The sequence below is a fragment of the Clostridium cuniculi genome (genome assembly GCF_004353185.1).
Classification (GTDB): Bacteria; Bacillota; Clostridia; order Clostridiales; family Clostridiaceae; genus Clostridium; species Clostridium cuniculi.
Genome location: NZ_SMUS01000010.1, coordinates 76,728 through 94,640, shown reverse-complemented (window position 1 = coordinate 94,640; position 17,913 = coordinate 76,728). Strand labels below are relative to the sequence as shown.

13 protein-coding genes are annotated in these 17,913 nt (G+C 27.2%); 12 read left to right on the top strand and 1 reads right to left on the bottom strand.

The window, feature by feature from the left end; all coding sequences use genetic code 11:
• Positions 1-89 precede the first annotated feature (89 nt).
• The 10 genes from EJJ37_RS06900 to EJJ37_RS06860 all read left to right on the top strand — a co-directional run bounded on the left by EJJ37_RS06900 (position 90) and on the right by EJJ37_RS06860 (position 14,040).
• Positions 90-2,837, top strand: coding sequence for a helicase-related protein (locus EJJ37_RS06900; RefSeq protein WP_133014863.1), 2,748 nt, complete (start codon positions 90-92; stop codon positions 2,835-2,837).
• Between the two features lie 224 nt (positions 2,838-3,061).
• On the top strand, positions 3,062-4,252 hold the full coding sequence (locus EJJ37_RS06895) for a diguanylate cyclase domain-containing protein (RefSeq protein WP_133014862.1): 1,191 nt from the start codon (positions 3,062-3,064) through the stop codon (positions 4,250-4,252).
• Positions 4,253-4,468: 216 nt separating this feature from the next.
• Positions 4,469-4,615, top strand: coding sequence for a hypothetical protein (locus EJJ37_RS20105; protein ID WP_166484682.1), 147 nt, complete (start codon positions 4,469-4,471; stop codon positions 4,613-4,615).
• Positions 4,616-4,702: 87 nt separating this feature from the next.
• The gene (locus EJJ37_RS06890; RefSeq protein WP_133014861.1) at positions 4,703-5,116 is read left to right on the top strand and encodes a hypothetical protein; all 414 of its coding nucleotides are present in this window, start codon (positions 4,703-4,705) and stop codon (positions 5,114-5,116) included.
• A gap of 177 nt (positions 5,117-5,293) precedes the next feature.
• Positions 5,294-6,616 carry an ABC transporter substrate-binding protein gene (locus tag EJJ37_RS06885; RefSeq protein ID WP_133014860.1) on the top strand — a complete coding sequence of 441 codons (1,323 nt, stop codon included), beginning with the start codon at positions 5,294-5,296 and terminating at the stop codon, positions 6,614-6,616.
• Positions 6,617-6,690: 74 nt separating this feature from the next.
• Positions 6,691-7,593 (top strand): carbohydrate ABC transporter permease, encoded by a 903-nt coding sequence (locus EJJ37_RS06880; RefSeq protein WP_133014859.1) that lies wholly within the window; start codon positions 6,691-6,693, stop codon positions 7,591-7,593.
• Between the two features lie 3 nt (positions 7,594-7,596).
• A complete protein-coding gene (locus EJJ37_RS06875; RefSeq protein WP_133014858.1) occupies positions 7,597-8,439 on the top strand; it encodes a carbohydrate ABC transporter permease in 843 nt (280 codons plus the stop codon).
• Positions 8,440-8,501: 62 nt separating this feature from the next.
• Complete coding sequence (locus tag EJJ37_RS06870) at positions 8,502-10,280, top strand: sensor histidine kinase (RefSeq protein ID WP_133014857.1); 1,779 nt, start codon at positions 8,502-8,504, stop codon at positions 10,278-10,280.
• Entirely contained in the window at positions 10,273-11,811 is a 1,539-nt protein-coding gene (locus EJJ37_RS06865) for a response regulator (protein ID WP_133014856.1), read from the top strand. The genes EJJ37_RS06870 and EJJ37_RS06865 overlap by 8 nt, the downstream gene beginning before the upstream one ends.
• A 114-nt stretch (positions 11,812-11,925) precedes the next feature.
• The gene (locus EJJ37_RS06860) at positions 11,926-14,040 is read left to right on the top strand and encodes a glycoside hydrolase family 3 C-terminal domain-containing protein (protein WP_133014855.1); all 2,115 of its coding nucleotides are present in this window, start codon (positions 11,926-11,928) and stop codon (positions 14,038-14,040) included.
• A gap of 123 nt (positions 14,041-14,163) precedes the next feature.
• On the opposite strand, the gene EJJ37_RS06855 is transcribed toward EJJ37_RS06860, so the two are convergent.
• The gene (locus tag EJJ37_RS06855) at positions 14,164-15,015 is read right to left on the bottom strand and encodes an AraC family transcriptional regulator (RefSeq protein ID WP_133014854.1); all 852 of its coding nucleotides are present in this window, start codon (positions 15,013-15,015) and stop codon (positions 14,164-14,166) included.
• A 245-nt stretch (positions 15,016-15,260) separates the two neighbouring features.
• On the opposite strand from EJJ37_RS06855, the gene EJJ37_RS06850 reads away from it, so the two are divergent.
• Both EJJ37_RS06850 and EJJ37_RS06845 read left to right on the top strand, forming a co-directional pair.
• A complete protein-coding gene (locus tag EJJ37_RS06850; RefSeq protein WP_133014853.1) occupies positions 15,261-16,427 on the top strand; it encodes a glycoside hydrolase family 5 protein in 1,167 nt (388 codons plus the stop codon).
• A gap of 48 nt (positions 16,428-16,475) precedes the next feature.
• The gene (locus EJJ37_RS06845; protein ID WP_133014852.1) at positions 16,476-17,894 is read left to right on the top strand and encodes an MFS transporter; all 1,419 of its coding nucleotides are present in this window, start codon (positions 16,476-16,478) and stop codon (positions 17,892-17,894) included.
• Positions 17,895-17,913: the final 19 nt, after the last annotated feature.

Genomic DNA, 17,913 nt, shown 5'->3' with positions numbered 1-17,913 from the left:
AAAATATTATCTATGCTATAATGAGACAAGAAATGAGTTGAAATATAAAAACTACTTTAAATTAAATATTTTTAGAAAGAAGTGATGGGATGGGTTCGATTAAGTGTACCTTAAGAAAAGAAACAAAAAATGAAATAGCTAAATACATAGATAATGAATTTATTAATGAAACAATTAAAGAAATTGTTAAATACATAAAGGAAGTTAATAAAGTTAAAATAGATGATTCAAATTACAATAAGTATGATATAAATTCTAAAGTTGAATTAAAGGATAATGGACCATTTAATATTTATGATTATACTTATGTGAAAGATTTTATATATGAATTATCATGGGAAGGTTCATATATTGAAGAGTTAGAAGATGATGAAAGTAGCAATAATGATAAACCTGTATTTAAGTATGAGCCAAAGGATATTGCCACTGTTTTATATGAAGAAGTAGAAAAAATAATGGAGCAGAAAAAGGGCGAATTATATAAAAGGTTTAAAAGTAGATATACTGAAGAATTTCTATGGAACAGTGTTAGGTGGTACAAGAGAACTAGGGATGGTAAGGTATATTACGACCTAGATTTAGAGGAGTTAAGTGAAGATAAAAAGAGAAGTATAGAAGAAAAAATAAAAGTTGAAATAGGAAATGGATTTAAAAGCAGATGGGGAGCTTCAGTTGCAGTTAAGGTAGTGATCCTAGAAGAAAAACTTTTATTAGATATTTATGATAAAGGTTGTGCAGCATTAGGAATTGTTAATGATTGCTATACAGAAGTTGTAGAAGCAGATAATAGTAATGATGAAGAAAAATTAATACAACTTATGATTAAAAGTAGTGAAGAGGCAAGCGCATCTACAAAGGGAATAAATAGACTTAAAGTTAAGGTTGTTAATTCAATTGATAAAAGATTAGATAATCTTATTAATGTGAATATTTATAAGACAAAGGAACATATGAATTTATTTTTAGAAGATGCTAGAAATATGGTCTTTGGATATTATAAAAGTGTTAATTTACCAGGCTTTAGAAGAAACCTTATATCTAAGGAAGATAAAATAAATGAAATAATAAAAAGAATTGCTATAGTTGAAAATATTCTTTATAAGGAATACTTAAAAGAAAATGAAAAAGCACCATCTATTAATGAAATGTTAGATTTTAAAGAATGTATTCCATGGATATGTATAAAAGGTTTAGTTTGGACATCAGAAAACATATATATTAAAAATAAAGCAAAAGACGAAATTCAAGAGATAATTTTAGATAATCCAATATATGAATATAAAGAAACAAGAGATATGAAAAGACATTTCTATCTTCATGTTGGTGAAACTAACACAGGAAAGACATATTCAAGTATTGAAAGACTTATGGAAGCAGACTCTGGGGTTTACTTAGCTCCATTAAGATTATTAGCACTTGAAATTCAAGATAAGCTTAATTCTCAAAACATACCTTGTTCATTATTAACAGGAGAGGAAGAGGATATTATTACATATGCAGGTCATGTCTCATCAACTATTGAAAAGTTGCAACTTGGGACTCCTTATGATGTATGTGTTATAGATGAAGCCCAAATGATTGCTGATAAACAAAGAGGTTGGGCATGGACAAGAGCTATAATAGGGGTAATGGCACCAGAAATTCATATATGTATGGCACCAGAAGCAAAGGATGTAGTAATTAAGTTAATAAAAGATTGTAATGACACATATGAAATTGTAGAACATAAAAGAGATACAAAGTTAATATTTGAGGATAAGAAGTTTGATTTAAATAAAGATGTTAAACCAGGAGATGCGTTAGTTGTTTTTGGCAAAAAGAAGGCACTTGCAGTTTCAGCACAGCTTCTTAACAATAATATAAAAACAAGTATAATTTATGGTTCACTTCCATACTCAACAAGAAAAAAGCAATTTGAAAGATTTTTAGATGGTGAAACAGAAGTAATAGTATGTACAGATGCTATTGGAATGGGAGTTAATCTTCCTATAAAACGTATTGTGTTTTTAGAAACAAGAAAATATGATGGCGTGTCTTTAAGAAAATTAAATGTTTCTGAAATAAAGCAAATAGCAGGAAGAGCAGGACGTAAGGGTATTTATAATAAGGGATACGTTGCAACTATGAGTGATAGCAACTTAATAAGGAATGCATTAACTGCACAGACAAAGAAAATTGAAAAATGTTTTATAGGAATACCAGAGTCACTTATTGATATAAATATAGATATTATAGATGCTTTAAAAACATGGAGTGTAATGTCTATCAAAGGATATTATGAAAAAACAGATGTTACAAGAATAATTTTTCTTTTAAATAGATTGAAGAAGCTTAATATAAATGCATCTAAAGAAGATCTTTTAAAAATGGCCACAATTCCTTTTGAGGAAAATAATAAGGCAGTAGAAGCTCTATGGGAAGAATATTGTAAGATGTATAGTGCAGGTGCAGTAAATTTAAAGAAGCCTGTTCTTAAGAAAAGTGTAAGTTCAAAGAAGGAGCTTGATGAGCTTGAAAGTTATTATAAGTCATTAGAATTAAATTATTCTTTTGGAAAGAATTTTAATATGATGATAAATAATAGATATATATCATATGAGAAGGAAGAGACTGCCAATAAAATAAATGAACTTTTATTAACCAATCTTTTAGATCATGAAAGAGTTTGTATTAACTGTGGGAAAAAATTATCTTGGGATTATCCAAGTGAAAGGTGTAGAAGTTGTAAGGAAATGTTACATGAAGCTAGGAGCGGAATGTATAAGCCTATATTTAGAGGTAATAGGAGAAAAAATGATTTTAGTAGAAGTATAAGAAGAAAAAGAAATAGGTATTAAATAAAAAAATAAGTATCAAACTGCTAATTGTAAAAGTATAATATATAATAAGAATTGGAAGTAATACTATGAATGATAATAATTTCATTTGATTTTTGGAGATTTTCTATAGAAATTATGTTAAATATTTGTTAAAATTATCATTATGTAAAAAAATCTATATAATAGTATCGAAATTATTAATTTCTTTTGGCACTATAAAATAGATAGGGGGTGTTGGGGACATGGAATATTCTTTATTACTTAGTATAATTGAAAATTCACAATCTGGATTTATCTTATTAGATAAGAATAGAAAAGTTTTATATGTTAATAAGATAATAAGCAATTACTTGGGAGATAATATAAATGAGCTTATTGGAAACTACATTAACTGTTATTTTTCAAGAAAAGAAAAAACAATATGCTCAATTGGGAAATACTGTAATGATTGTACTTTAAACAAAGCAATTTCAGAAGTTATTCAATCAAAGAAAAGTAAAAAAATGTACGATTTTGAAATTAAGAAAAATAATTTAAACTTAAAGGTTGCCATTACTATATCTATGCATTTAGATAAATATATAAGTTTAGAGATAGAAGATATTTCAAATACTTATTACAAGTTATCTTTCTTAACTAAATTAGCTAATAAATCTAAGGATATTATGTTCTTTAAAAATAAATCATTAAAATATGAATATGTAAACAAAAGTTTTGCTGATTTCATTTCTGAAAGGCCCGATTACATAATTGAAAAAAGTGATATGGATTTAGTAAATGACAAGTTATTTTCTAAAGTATTATACGAACAATGTTTAGTTGGTGATATGAAAACCTTAAAAGAAGGTCATTATTATGGAATTGAAACTATGGGAGATAGATATTTTAGAGTATCTAAAGAAAGAATTGATAATGGCTTACTTTGTATAGCACGTGATATAACAGATGAGGTTAATGCTATTACTATTTCTGAAACTGATTCCTTAACTGGTTTATATAATAGAAATAAATTTATGAAAGTTATTGATGAAATATATTCTGAAAAAAAGAATTTCTTTTTAGCTTTAATTGATTTAGATAATTTAAGAAATTTAAATAATAAGTATGGACATTTAAAAGGAGATAATTATTTAAATATGCTTGCTAGTGTTCTTAAAGAAACACCTAATGCAACTTTCTTTAGAATAGGTGGAGATGAATTTGCTGCTTTAATTGAAGATAAAGGTGATAGAAATAGTAGTGAGTTTGTTAAAAATATATTTATGGATATTTTTAATATGTTAAATAATATAAATCTTAATCCAAAGCTTTCTATAAGTGTAGGGATTAAAAAGCTAGATATAAGTAAAGATTATTTATCTAACTATGAAGAAGCAGACAAGCTTCTTTATAGGGTAAAGAAAAATGGTAAGAATAGCTTTATTATTGAATAATTTAATAGATAAAAAAGAACCGTTCTATAATTAGATTAGGTTCTTTTTTTATAGAATATTTTAGGTTATTACTAAAAAAATAAAAGTGCTATAAGTCTTGAAAACATCAAGATTTATAGCACTTTTACTATACTATTATAATACCATGAAATCGCAAAATTTTCAAGTCTAGTACTAATTTAATAACAGTAGTAAGCTATATTAGAGTTGATAGTAATGAGTGAAAATTTTACTTTAGCTATACAAAGTATGAAGAAAAAACAATTAGCAATGGATATCAAAAAATGTAATGAAGTTACTATAAAATATGGAGTTACTTTATCTGATATTCAAATTGAAAATTTAATTAATAGATATTTTTAAAGAGAAGAATATAGAAGAAATAAAAGAAAGCATTATAGAATCATGCAATCATATTTGTAAAGATTTAAAAATTATGAAATAGAATATATGAAAACAACAGCTTTAAACTTACTTCCAAGAATTGAAGAAGGTATAAAAATTAATAATTTAGAAAATATATTTTTAAGCTTTAAAACAGAGGAAAATGAAGTTTTAGATGTTTTTGTAGATAATCAAAGTATGGATGATGAAAAGTTAAGAGAATTAATAGATGAAATAAGAAGTTGTAGGTTTACTAAAGATAAAGTTGCTATAATTCATAATGAAGTTAAAAGCTTGGATTATTTGGTACAGATTTTAAATAATTGTATTTGGGAAGAGGAGATAGAGGAGTTAGTCAATAATCTTACGGAGTATGAGATTGAGACATTGAAATATTATTTAGTTAATAGAAATACTGATAATATTTCTATTACAGGATGGGAAGAAAGATTTATGGATTTTGTATACAGTAAAGGATAAAAAGTAAGCCAATATTTTTTCTTTAAAGAATGTAAAAAATAAAAAAGTCAAAAAAGTATAGATAAAAGTCATTTTTTTCTATATATATTTAAAATTTAAGATGATAGAATTAATATATAAATAAGATTTACAAATAAGAAAAAAACTTATTGTAAACGTTATAATAGGGGGATGTATATGAGTAAAATTTTAAAAAGGGTATCAGCTATTTTATTGTCAATGGCAATGGTTTCAAGTATATTTGTCGGATGTAATAGTAACTCATCTTCAAGTACTTCAAGTTCAGAAGTTTCTGGAGAAAAGACAAAGTTAACATTGTGGCATATTCAAACAGGAAAGGCTATAGATATTATTCATGATTCAGCTGAAAGATTTATGGAAGAAAATCCTCAATACGAAGTTGAAATAGTGGATATGACTAATGATTCATACAAACAAAAATTATCATTAGCAATGAGCTCAAATCAAACACCAGATGTTTATGTTCAATGGGGAGGGGCGAATTTAGCTACTTATGTTAGTGCAGGTCAATGTGCAGATATAACTGAATTTATGGAAAAGGATAATTATAAAGATCAATTTATTGATGCGGGAATACAGCAATGTACTTATAATGGGAGAATATATGCGGTACCGGTTGAAAATGTGTCAGTTGCAGGATTTTTCTATAATAAAGAAGTATTTGAGAAGTATGGCTTAGAGGAACCGAAGACAATAAGTGATTTAGAAATAATTTGTGAAAAGTTAAAATCAGAAGGAATTGCTCCATTTGCACTTGCAAATTCAACAAAGTGGACAGGTTCAATGTATTTCATGTATTTAGCAACAAGATATGGCGGCTTGACTCCATTTGAAGATGCTGTATCAGGTAGTGGAAGTTTTGAAAATGAAGCTTTTGAGTATGCAGGAAATAAAATTCAAGAATGGGTTAATTCTGGATATTTTAATGAAGGATTTAATGGAATGGATGATGATAGTGGGCAGGCTAGGCAATTACTATATAAAGGTGAAGCGGCTATGGATTTAATGGGATCTTGGTTTAGTGGTACAGTTATAGGAGAAAACCCAGATTTTATAGATAAACTTGGATTCTTTCCATTTCCTGAGTTAGAAAGCTCTACAGCGGATCAAAAGCTATGTATTGGTACTATTGGAGATAATTTATATTCTATTTCTGAAAGTTGTAAAGATAAAGAGGGTGCTTTTAAGTTAATTCAAAGTCTATTAGATGACAAAGCACTAAAAGAACGTGAAGATTACGGTAAGATTATACCATTAAAAAGTTTTGAAGCTAAAGATGAATTGACACAAAAAATATTAGATACAGTTAATGAAGCGACAGGTGTTCAATTATGGTATGATCAATCATTGCCAGCAGAGGTTGCGGAGATTCATAAATCTACATCACAGGAGATATTTGGGTTAACAATAACACCGGAAGAAGCAAATAAAGAGTTACAAAATGCAATGGATTCTTATAGAAATAGTAATAATAAATAATTTATGTATTTAGGATGATCATGGGTAAAACTTATAAAAATGTTTTACCCATAAAATTTAGAGGGGGATATATAATGGAAGTTAATAAGGTCAGTTTGAAGAAAAAAAGAGAAAAATCAGTAAGAAATGCTTCAATTATTTTTTTATTACCTGCGTTATTATTTTTAGTTATTTTTATAGCATATCCAATATTCTATTCATTCAAGACAAGTTTCTATAATTGGAATGGTATAACTGTTGGAAAAACATTTATTGCATTTGAAAATTGGAAAGAGTTAATACTAGATTCTACTTTCAGGAAGGCATTTTTTAATAATATAATTATTATGATTTTATCAATAGTAATTCAATTACCTGTAGGAATGGCATTGGCAACATTTTTGGACTTTAAAGGTAAGAAAGCGAACTTATTTAAAATTATATGGTTTATACCTATGTTAATGTCTTCTGTTGCAATAGGTTATTTATTTAAATATGCATTAGATGCAAATTCAGGTATAATATCAGGTCTATCAAAACTATTTGGAGGACCAGCAATTGATCTATTAGGAAATCCTAAAACCGCACTTGTTACTATTTCAATAGCAATATGTTGGCAGTTTATCCCATTTTATATGGTGTATTTTTTAGCAGCATATAGTAGTTTACCATCTGATGTATATGAGGCAGCAATAATAGATGGTGCAACTAAAGGGCAATATTTCTGGAAGGTAGCATTGCCAATGATGAAACCATCTATTAAAAGTGCAATGATATTATCTATGGTTGGATCACTAAAATATTTTGATTTAATTTATGTTATGACAGGTGGAGGTCCAGGTTCTTCATCAGAGTTAATGGCAACTTATATGTATAAAAATGCTTTTTTATCACAAAGAATGGGCTATGGATCAACAATTGCATGCGGAATGTTTATTTTAATTACAATAATTTCTTTAGTTACTATGAAAGTATTAAATAAAAATGGAGATGAGTAAGTAATGAAAAAAAAGATTTCTGGAAAAAATAAATTAATCAGTATTATAGTTGGAATTTTAGCAGTTATTTGGCTTCTTATTACATTTATTCCGTTTATGTTTATGTTATTTTCTGCCCTTAAAGAGCAATTTGAATTAATGATGGGAGGAGTGTTCGATTTACCCCAAAAGCTTTATTTAGGAAATTTTATTGAAGTATTTCAAGGAAATATATATGGATATTTTAAGAATAGCATAATAGTACTTATTGTATCATTAGTAATTTTATTATCATTAAGTGCATGTGCGGCATATCCATTATCAAGATTTAAATTTAAATTAAATAAGCCAATATATGGTATAATAGTGGCGTGTATGTCAGTTCCTATTCATGTTACATTATTACCAATATTTATGATGACAATAAAAACAGGAATGTATGATAAGATATGGGCATTAATAGGGCCTTATGTAGCATTTAACTTACCAATTTCAGTATTTATTCTAGTTACTTTTATGGCCAATATACCTAAAGAACTTGAAGAAGCTGCTGAAATTGATGGATGTAATAAATATAAAATTTTTTACAATGTAATGTTACCGTTATCAAAGCCAGGATTAGTTACTTTGGCGATATATAATGGAGTTGCAATTTGGAATGAATTTAGTTTTGCTCTTGTTTTAACACAATCTACTAAAAATAGAACTTTACCTTTGGCATTATGGGAATATCAAGGTCAATATACTATGAATGTTCCTATGATTATGGCAGTATTAACTATATCTATGTTACCAATGTTAGTGGCATTTGCTATAGGGCAAGATAAACTAATTAAAGGTATGATGGCAGGTGCAGTTAAAGGATAAAATTTGTTTGTTCAAGGATTTATGACATATTTAGAATATATAATGGAAGGTTTATAAAATATATGCTTAGAGGTTTGAAAAAGGCTATTAAAAGATTTAGTTCAATGAAATTAAATAAAAAAATAATTTTATCTGTAGTTTCAATCAGTTTAATAGTTGATATATTCATTATTATTACTATTTCAATGTTAGCAGGAAATGAGATAACTAATAAGTCTAGTGAACTTATAAAGGGACAATTCGAAATGGTAAATAAATTGTTAGTTAATAAATTAGAAGATTTTTCGGATATTTCATTATTAATCAGTTATGATCAAAGAGTAAAAGACTATATAATGTATAACCATGATTCAGAGGGTAACTATTTAGAAATAACAAATGATGCATATAATTTGGTTAGATATTCACTAGATTCTAATAGTAATTTTATTGACTATATTTCTTTAATTAAGTTTAATGATTCTCAATTAATATATGTTGGAGAAACTTGGACAAACAATGACTTTAGAGAGGAAATTTTAAAAAGCTACAATAATGCAGAACAAATGAACTTATATAACTTTAAAATAAGTATTGATAAAAAAATATTTTATAAAAATAAAAATGTAATAAATATTTATACACCAATAGGAAGTAAATATTCGGAAAAGGATATCATTGGCTTTTTAGTAATTGGGATAGCAGTTGATTCTTTAAAAGATTTTTATACTAGTATAGAAGGTGAGGATAATTACCATCAATTTATTATAAACAATAATGGAGTTGTAATTTCAGATAAAAATAATTCTAATATAGGAGATATCTATTATTTATATAATGATTTTATAGGCAATGAAGGAGAGATAAAAACAAGTAAAAGTATAATTAATTATAAGAAGATTGATCATTGGGACTGGTATATTGTAAACGAGGTTCCAAGAGTATTTTTAATTAAAGATACTTATATTACACTAGTATTTATTATATTAATATTAACAATTATAGGATTAGTTGTTTTAGCTATTTTATATAGAGTAATCAATAAGCTTTATGAGCCTATTGATGTAATTGTAAATTCAATGAGTGATGTTGCTAAAGGAAATCTAGATGTTAGAATCAAAAATGAATATGAAGGCACAGAATTTAGACAAATTACCCGTGGATTTAATGTAATGATTGAAGAAATAAATTTACTTATGCAAAGAATAAAGAATGAAGAAAAGCAAATGAAACAAATTGAATTAAATAGACTTCAATCACAGATAAAACCACATTTTTTATATAATACATTAGAGTGTATTCATTTACAGGCTCTAGGGGATGGAAGTAAGAAAGCATCAAGAATGGTAAAAGCTTTAGCTAATTTTTATAGAGTTTCATTAAGTTCAGGAAAAAGTCTTATTAGATTATCAGATGAAATTAAACTTGTAGAAAATTATTTAATTATACAAAATATGAGATATAGTGATATTGTTAAATTTAATGTCGATGTAGATAAAAAATATGAAAATATTTTAATACCTAAGATGACTTTGCAGCCATTAGTAGAAAATGCAATATATCATGGAATAAAAGTTAAAAATGGATTAAAGGGTGAAATATTTCTGAAAATTATATGTGATGATAATAGAATAATTATCTCATTAAGTAATACAGGTATTATAATGACTCAGGCAGATATAGATAAAATAAATAGTTCTATTTCTATATTTGATGAAAATAGTGGGTATGGAATTAGAAATGTAAATAGAAGGATAGAAATAATTTTTGGAAAAGAATATGGCTTACTTTATAAAAGAAATAAAGAAAATCAAACTACAGTAGATATTACATTGCCAAGGAGTGTAGATATAAGTGTATAAGGTAATTGTCGTAGATGACGAAGAAATGATTAGAAATGGAATAAAAAATGTAATACCATGGAAGTCATTAGGGGTAAGTGAAGTTATTACAGCATCATCAGTAAATGATGCTATAAATATAATGAAAAGTAATAATTTTGATATTATGATAACTGATATTTGTATGCCAGAAAAAGATGGATTATCATTAGTTAAAGAAGTTAATGATATTAATTCAGAGTTAAAGATAATAGTATTAACAGGGTTTGATAATTTTGAATATGCTCAAAAATGCTGTAAAATGAAAGTTAATGATTTTTTATTAAAGCCTATTGATGAAGATGAATTAACAGATGTTATTAGAAATTTAATAAAAGAATTAGATGAAGAGAGAGAAAAACTTCAGAATCAAAAAAAGATTTTAAGAGTAGAAGGTACAGAAGAACAGATAAAGCTCGAAAGTATTATGCAAAGTATTATTTGTAATAAAAGTTCATATGAGGATATTAATAAGATATTAAGTGAATATAACTTATGTATTGAATATAAATATAGAGTTATGATTTTATCGCCAATTTTAGATGATAATTTATCATGGAAAAATCACTTTAAGTTACTAAACTTATCTATAAAGAAGGTTTGTATAGAAATATTTGATTGTAATAATGATGGAATAACATTTGAAGATATAAATAAAAATATTGTTATTATAATTTTTATTCGTAATGATAGTAGTTATAAAAATAAAATTAAATTTTTAATCCAGTATTTAAAAGAAGAATATGATATAAAACAAAAATATGTTTTAGGTAGTATAGTTAATAATATAAGAAAAATAGATATTTCGTATAATGATGGATATAGGAAGATAAATAATAATGATATTAATAGTAGCAGTGAATATGAGAAAAAAATGAAAGAATTTAATTGTAGTATATATAATATAAAGCAATTTATTTCAGAAAATATTAATAATTTAGATTTAGTAATAAAGGAATATGATAAGTTTATCGAATTAATAGATTCCTATAATTTATCAATTGGATTAGTCAGAAAATATTGTTTTGATATAGTAACTACAATATACTTTGATTATATTTCTGAATTTGAAAGTAAGAATGATGATAGTATAAATTCTTTAGCAGTATCTTTGCAAGGACTAAAGAAAGAAGATGCTATAAAGGTTATTAGAAACTTTATTATTCAAATGTATGGTCTAGAAGAAGGAGAAAATAGAGAAATTATAATTGAGGCAAAAAGATATATAAAGGATAATTTGGATAAGTCAATATCTGTATGCAATATAGCAGAAAGACTATATGTTAATCCTACATATTTCTCAAGATTATTTAAGAATTCAACTGGAGAAGGATGTAATAATTATATTGTAAGGAAAAAAATTGAAAAAGCTAAAGAGTTATTAAAGACTACTACAATGAAGGTTGGAAAAATAGCAGATGTAGTTGGATATAAAGATACTAATTATTTTTCATTGACTTTTAAAAAGCAAACAGGTTTAACACCAAAAGAGTTTAGAGAGGTTAATAGTTAAAATAAAGGGCTAATAGAAGGTTTGTAGTGGGTAGTATTTAAATATCAATATAAAGAATTATATTTTATTAATTAAATAAAAATGAGTTAAAGGTAAAAGAAGGGGAGAGGAAAAATGATAAGTCATGAAGAAGCTTTAGAAAGAGCTAAAAAATTAGTTTCAAAGATGACACTTCAAGAAAAGGCAGAACAATTAACATATAATGCAGCAGCTAATGAAAGATTGAATATTCCAAGATATAATTGGTGGAATGAAGGATTACATGGGATAGCAAGAGCAGGAACAGCAACAGTTTTTCCACAAGCTATAGGACTAGCAGCCATATTTGATGAAGATTTTATAGAAAGAGTTGCTGAAGTAATTTCAACAGAGGGGCGTGCAAAGTATAATGAATACTCAAAAAATGAGGATAGGGATATATATAAGGGGCTAACATTTTGGTCACCTAATGTAAACATATTCAGAGATCCTAGGTGGGGAAGAGGGCAAGAAACTTATGGAGAAGATCCATATTTAACTTCAAGATTAGGTGTATCCTTTATAAAGGGATTACAGGGAAATGAGAAATATTTGAAGCTTGCAGCATGTGCTAAGCATTTTGCAGTTCATAGTGGACCAGAAGGATTAAGGCATGAGTTTAATGCAATTGTTAATGATAAGGATCTATATGAAACTTACTTACCTGCATTTGAAGCATGTGTAAAAGAAGCTGATGTTGAGTCTGTTATGGGAGCATATAATAGAACAAATGGAGAACCTTGTTGTGGAAGTAAGTCATTATTAGTAGATATATTAAGAGGAAAATGGGGATTTAAGGGGCATGTTGTTTCAGACTGTTGGGCAATAGCAGACTTTCATAATAATCATAGAGTGACAAGTACTGCAACGCAATCAGCAGCTCTTGCAATAAAGAATGGATGTGATTTAAATTGTGGAAATGTATATTTACAAATGATGTTGGCATATAAAGAAGGTTTAGTGAGTGAAGATGATATAACATGTGCTACAGAAAGGCTAATGGCTACAAGAATAAGATTAGGAATGTTTGATGATGATTGTATATATGATAAAATACCATATGAAAAAAATGATTGTATGGAACATAATAAATTATCATTAGAAGCAGCAAGAAAATCTATGGTTTTATTAAAGAATAATGGAGTATTACCTTTAAATAAATCCAAGATTAAATCAATAGCAGTAATAGGACCAAATGCAGATAGTAAAATAATGCTTTCAGGTAATTATCATGGAACAGCATCTAAATATACTACTATATTAGAAGGCATACATGATGAAGTAGGCGAAGAAATCAGAGTATATTATTCAGAAGGATGTCATTTATATAAAGATAAAGTAGAAGATTTAGCATTGCCAGGAGATAGAATATCTGAGGCAGTTTCAGTGGCAAAGAGATCAGATGTTGCTATTTTATGCTTAGGATTAGATTCTACTATTGAAGGAGAACAAGGTGATACAGGAAATAGTCAAGCAGCGGGAGATAAGAATGATTTAAGTTTACCAGGAAAACAACAAGAGTTATTAGAAGCTGTAATTAAAACTGGAACTCCAGTTATAGTGGTACTAGGGACTGGAAGTGCTTTAACATTTAATGGACTTGAAGAAAAATGTGATGCCATTTTAAATGTATGGTATCCAGGGAGTCATGGCGGAAGAGCTGTATCAGATATAATATTTGGTAAATATTCACCAAGCGGAAAATTACCAATTACTTTTTATAAAGGAATAGAAAATTTACCGGATTTTGAAGATTATTCAATGATAAATAGAACTTATAGATATATGAATGATGAAAGCTTATATTCATTTGGATATGGATTAACTTATTCTAATGTTGAATTAACTAACTTAACTGTGAAAAAAGATACAAATTATTTTGATGAAATTTTTGTAACAGTAGATATTAAAAATATAGGGAGATATGATATTGAAGAGGTTATACAATGTTACATCAAGAATTTGGAATCAAAATATGCTGTTAAGAATCATAGTTTAGTTGCTTTTAAACGAGTTTCTTTAAAAGTTGGTGAAACTAAGAAAGTTACATTAAAAATTGATAAAAAATCTTTTGAAGTTGTTGATAACAAAGGTAATAGATTAATTGATAGTAAAAGGTACAAGTTATATGTAGGTATATCACAGCCAGATAATAGAAGTATTGAATTATTGGGAATTAAGCCTATAGAATATGAAATTACATTTGATTAAAAACAGATGATTTATAGAATAGTAAATTAAGATTTTTTTAAAATACCGCATTTCAGTTTGGAAATATGCGGTATTTTTGTTCAATTTCGAAGATTATATATAAATAAAAAATTAATACTTAAATTAAATAGATTTATTAATTTTACGTACTTCTTTAGGAGTACAGTTAAATTTTTTCTTAAAGGTTTTATAAAACAACTTATAGTTGCTAAAGCCATGTCTTTCCATAATATTAGATATTAATTCATTACTATTAAGCAAATCCATATAGATATGAGAAAGTCTTAGTTCATTTAAATAATCTAAATAGGTTTGTCCCATATATTGTTTAAATTTTCTACAAAAATATTCTGGTTGCAGGTGAGCTATTTCTGAAATTTCCTTAATAGAAATATGTCTATAATAATTTTCTTTAGTGAACTCTAATACAGGTTCTAGATTAGAAAAAGATAAATGAGAGTGTTGTAATTTATTATTAGTTATTGAAATACTGAAGTTTGTATATAACTGATAAAGAAATTCAAATAAAAGACTTGCAAAGCGTAAATGAGAAACACCACAAGGATTATTTTCTAAATCTCTCATACTTTTTAAAATATTTTTTATTATATTTAAATTCTTTTTTGATTCATTATCACTTGAATTAATATTTAAATCAAAATAATAGTTTTTATAATTTGGTATATAACGTTTTAATAATTCAGGTGGTATTTGTAGCAAAATAGATGTATTTCCATTAATACAATGAGTTGAATGAACTCTTCCTGAATTAATTAATATACAATCATCTTCTTCTAAACTATAAGAGTATTTTCCAATATCAACCTGCAAACTACCAGATGTTATATATAAAATTTCTATTGAATTATGCCAATGACTAGCTGTATAACTTCCAGGATCATTGAACAGTTTTAAAACTGCATCTAAATTTTCAGTTGGTTGTATTATCTCATGCATAAAATTCTCTTTATTCAAAATTCTCACTCCTTTTACAGAATTATAAAATACATTTATTTATAAATCAATTTAAAAAAAGATAATATTGACATATAAATTAGATAATAAAGATACTTAATTAAATCGATGTAATTGTATACAATGAGTGTAGATAAAGAATTTACAACGGTTACAAGAAATATTAAGCAAAAGAATATATATTTGTAGATTCCTGAAAATATAAAATAGTCATATTTTAAGTAATGAAAGGTGAGGTAATAATTATGTATTTAAAAGGTGTAAATTTAGGGAATTGGTTAGTACTAGAAAAATGGATGAGTCCCACATTATTCTTTGGAACAGATGCAGAAGATGAATACTATCTTCCAAGAAGATTGCCAAGAGATGTTTATGAATCTCGTATTAAAATTCATCGTAGTGAATATATAACGGAAAGAGATTTTGCAACAATAAAGTCTATGGGATTAAATTCAGTACGTATACCTGTACCATATTTCATTTTTGGTGATTGCGAACCTTTTATAGGATGTGTAGAAGAGTTAGATAAGGCATTTAGTTGGGCAGAAAAGTATGATTTAAGTATTTTAATTGATCTTCATACTGTGCCAGGAAGTCAAAATGGATTTGATAATGGTGGAATTTCAGGAGTTTGTAAATGGGCACAACAGCCAGAAAGTATTAAATTTGCTTTAAGTGTATTAGAAAGATTAGCGCAAAGATATGGTAAAAGAAAGGGACTTTGGGGAATTCAAATACTAAATGAACCTGTTACAGAAAAAATGTGGGATACATTTAATGTACAAAATAGATACAAGCCTGTAGAGCCAGAATTAGCAGAAGGAAGTAAACCTATTTCTTTAGAATTTTTACGTGAATTCTATATTGATGCATATAGAATAATGCGTAAACATATGCCAGAAGATAAAGCTATTGTTTTTCATGATGCATTTGAATTAAAAGCGTGGAAAGATTTTATGAGAGAAGAGGAGTTTAAAAATGTAGTTTTAGATACTCATCAATATTTAATGGTAGCAGAAGCTTTTGGATGTGAAAAAAGTATTGAAGGATATTTAAAATATATCAAAGAAAATTATGAAAGGGATATTGCAGAAATGCAAGAGTATTTCCCAGTTATTTGTGGAGAATGGAGCTTATTTAATTCTTATGGAACTGGAATAGATACGCAAGGTGGACAATCTCCTTTAAATGGAGTAGAGGCAATGGAAGAAGTATTATCAGCAGAGGAAAAAAAGAAATTATATTCTTCAATAGCAGAAGCACAGCTTAATGCATGGAAAAAAGGTAGTGGATATTTTTATTGGAATTACAAATTATTATTAGATACAGTTAATGAACCAGGATGGAGTGGTTGGGATAGCTGGGATTTAGGAAAATGTGTAGCACAAGGATGGTTTCCGGTTGAAAGATAATTAGTTATTCTAAGAACAATTAAGAGATGAAAGTGAGAGGTTATAATTATGGAAGTAAAATTAAATAGTAGCGTAGATGGGAAAATGAATCCAAATGCAAAGCTTTCTTTTAAAGAACGTCTGGGATATGGGATAGGAGATTATTCAGGAAATTTAATATATTCTTCAATTAGTGCATTTTTATTACTTTATTACACAAACGTTATTAATGCAGATGCAGCAATGGCAGCAGCAATAATTGCTATATCAAAAGTATTTGATGGTATTTCAGATCTTATAATGGGGAGAATTGTTGATAATACTAAATCTAAATATGGTAAAGCAAGACCATGGATATTACGATTATGTGTTCCTTTTGCAATATCATCAGTGCTTATGTTTTCAGTACCAGAAAGTTTAAGTGGAAAGTATATGTTTATCTACATGTTTCTAACTTATAACTTAGTATCAACGGTATTTTTTACTGGTATTAATGTACCATATGCTGCTATGAATGGTCTTATGACAACTAATCAATATGAACGTGGGTTATTAGGAAATTTTCGTATGTTATTAGCAACTGCAGGAACAATGACAGTAAATACATTTGTATTAAAAATGGTTGTTGCTTTAGGTGATGGAAGTCAATATAATCGTGCTGGTTGGACTAAAGCTTTTATAATAATAGGAATTGCAACTGTTATATTAAACTTATTTATGTTTGCCACTTGTAAGGAGCGTGTTGTTGAAAGTCATACAGAAGATGAAAAGAAAAAAGAAAAAGTTTCTTTTATAAAATCAATAAAAGGACTTATAACAAATAAATATTGGGTATTAATAGTTATAGTAATGTTTGTTATGTATTTTATGATGTCTTGCTTCTTTGGTTCTGCTGCATATTATGCACAATACGTAATGGGTGATATTAGTTATTATGCACCATTATCTAATGCTTTATCTGTTTCACAGATTGTTACTATGTTTATTACACCATTCGTTATGAAAAAATTGGGAAAAAGAAATACAATGTTAATTGGGACAATAGTTGCAACAGTTGGTTTCTTTTTAACAGGAGTTGCAGGTATTGGCTTACCGGTTCAAATTACTGCTTCTATTATAAAAGGTGTTGGATTTGGATGCTCAGCAGCTGTAATGTTTGGAATGTTACAAGATAGCATTACTTATGGACAATGGCAAAATGGATATGGTAGTTCAGGAATGGGTAATGCAGCCTCTTCTTTTTGTATGAAAGTTGGATCTGGTATTGGTACGGCAGCATTAGGATGGATTCTTTCAGTTGGTAAATTTAATGCAACATTAGCAGAACAATCATCAGCTGCAATAACTGCAATAGGGGTATCATTTGCATGGATACCTGCAATAACAATGTTCATTGGAGTAGTATGTATTTTCTTCTATGACTTAGATAAAAAGTATGACAAAGTGGTAGCTGATTTAGATGCTGGTAAGTATAAAGATACTATTTAATAAATAAAATTATTAAAAA

Excerpts from the sequence above, each read along its gene's own strand:
- EJJ37_RS06895 (WP_133014862.1), top strand. The coding sequence starts at position 3,062 with ATGGAATATTCTTTATTACTTAGTATAATTGAAAATTCACAATCTGGA.
- EJJ37_RS06900 (WP_133014863.1), top strand. The coding sequence starts at position 90 with ATGGGTTCGATTAAGTGTACCTTAAGAAAAGAAACAAAAAATGAAATA.
- EJJ37_RS06880 (WP_133014859.1), top strand. The coding sequence starts at position 6,691 with ATGGAAGTTAATAAGGTCAGTTTGAAGAAAAAAAGAGAAAAATCAGTA.
- EJJ37_RS06870 (WP_133014857.1), top strand. The coding sequence starts at position 8,502 with ATGCTTAGAGGTTTGAAAAAGGCTATTAAAAGATTTAGTTCAATGAAA.
- EJJ37_RS06875 (WP_133014858.1), top strand. The coding sequence starts at position 7,597 with ATGAAAAAAAAGATTTCTGGAAAAAATAAATTAATCAGTATTATAGTT.
- EJJ37_RS06860 (WP_133014855.1), top strand. The coding sequence starts at position 11,926 with ATGATAAGTCATGAAGAAGCTTTAGAAAGAGCTAAAAAATTAGTTTCA.
- EJJ37_RS20105 (WP_166484682.1), top strand. The coding sequence starts at position 4,469 with ATGAGTGAAAATTTTACTTTAGCTATACAAAGTATGAAGAAAAAACAA.
- EJJ37_RS06845 (WP_133014852.1), top strand. The coding sequence starts at position 16,476 with ATGGAAGTAAAATTAAATAGTAGCGTAGATGGGAAAATGAATCCAAAT.
- EJJ37_RS06885 (WP_133014860.1), top strand. The coding sequence starts at position 5,294 with ATGAGTAAAATTTTAAAAAGGGTATCAGCTATTTTATTGTCAATGGCA.
- EJJ37_RS06850 (WP_133014853.1), top strand. The coding sequence starts at position 15,261 with ATGTATTTAAAAGGTGTAAATTTAGGGAATTGGTTAGTACTAGAAAAA.
- EJJ37_RS06890 (WP_133014861.1), top strand. The coding sequence starts at position 4,703 with ATGAAAACAACAGCTTTAAACTTACTTCCAAGAATTGAAGAAGGTATA.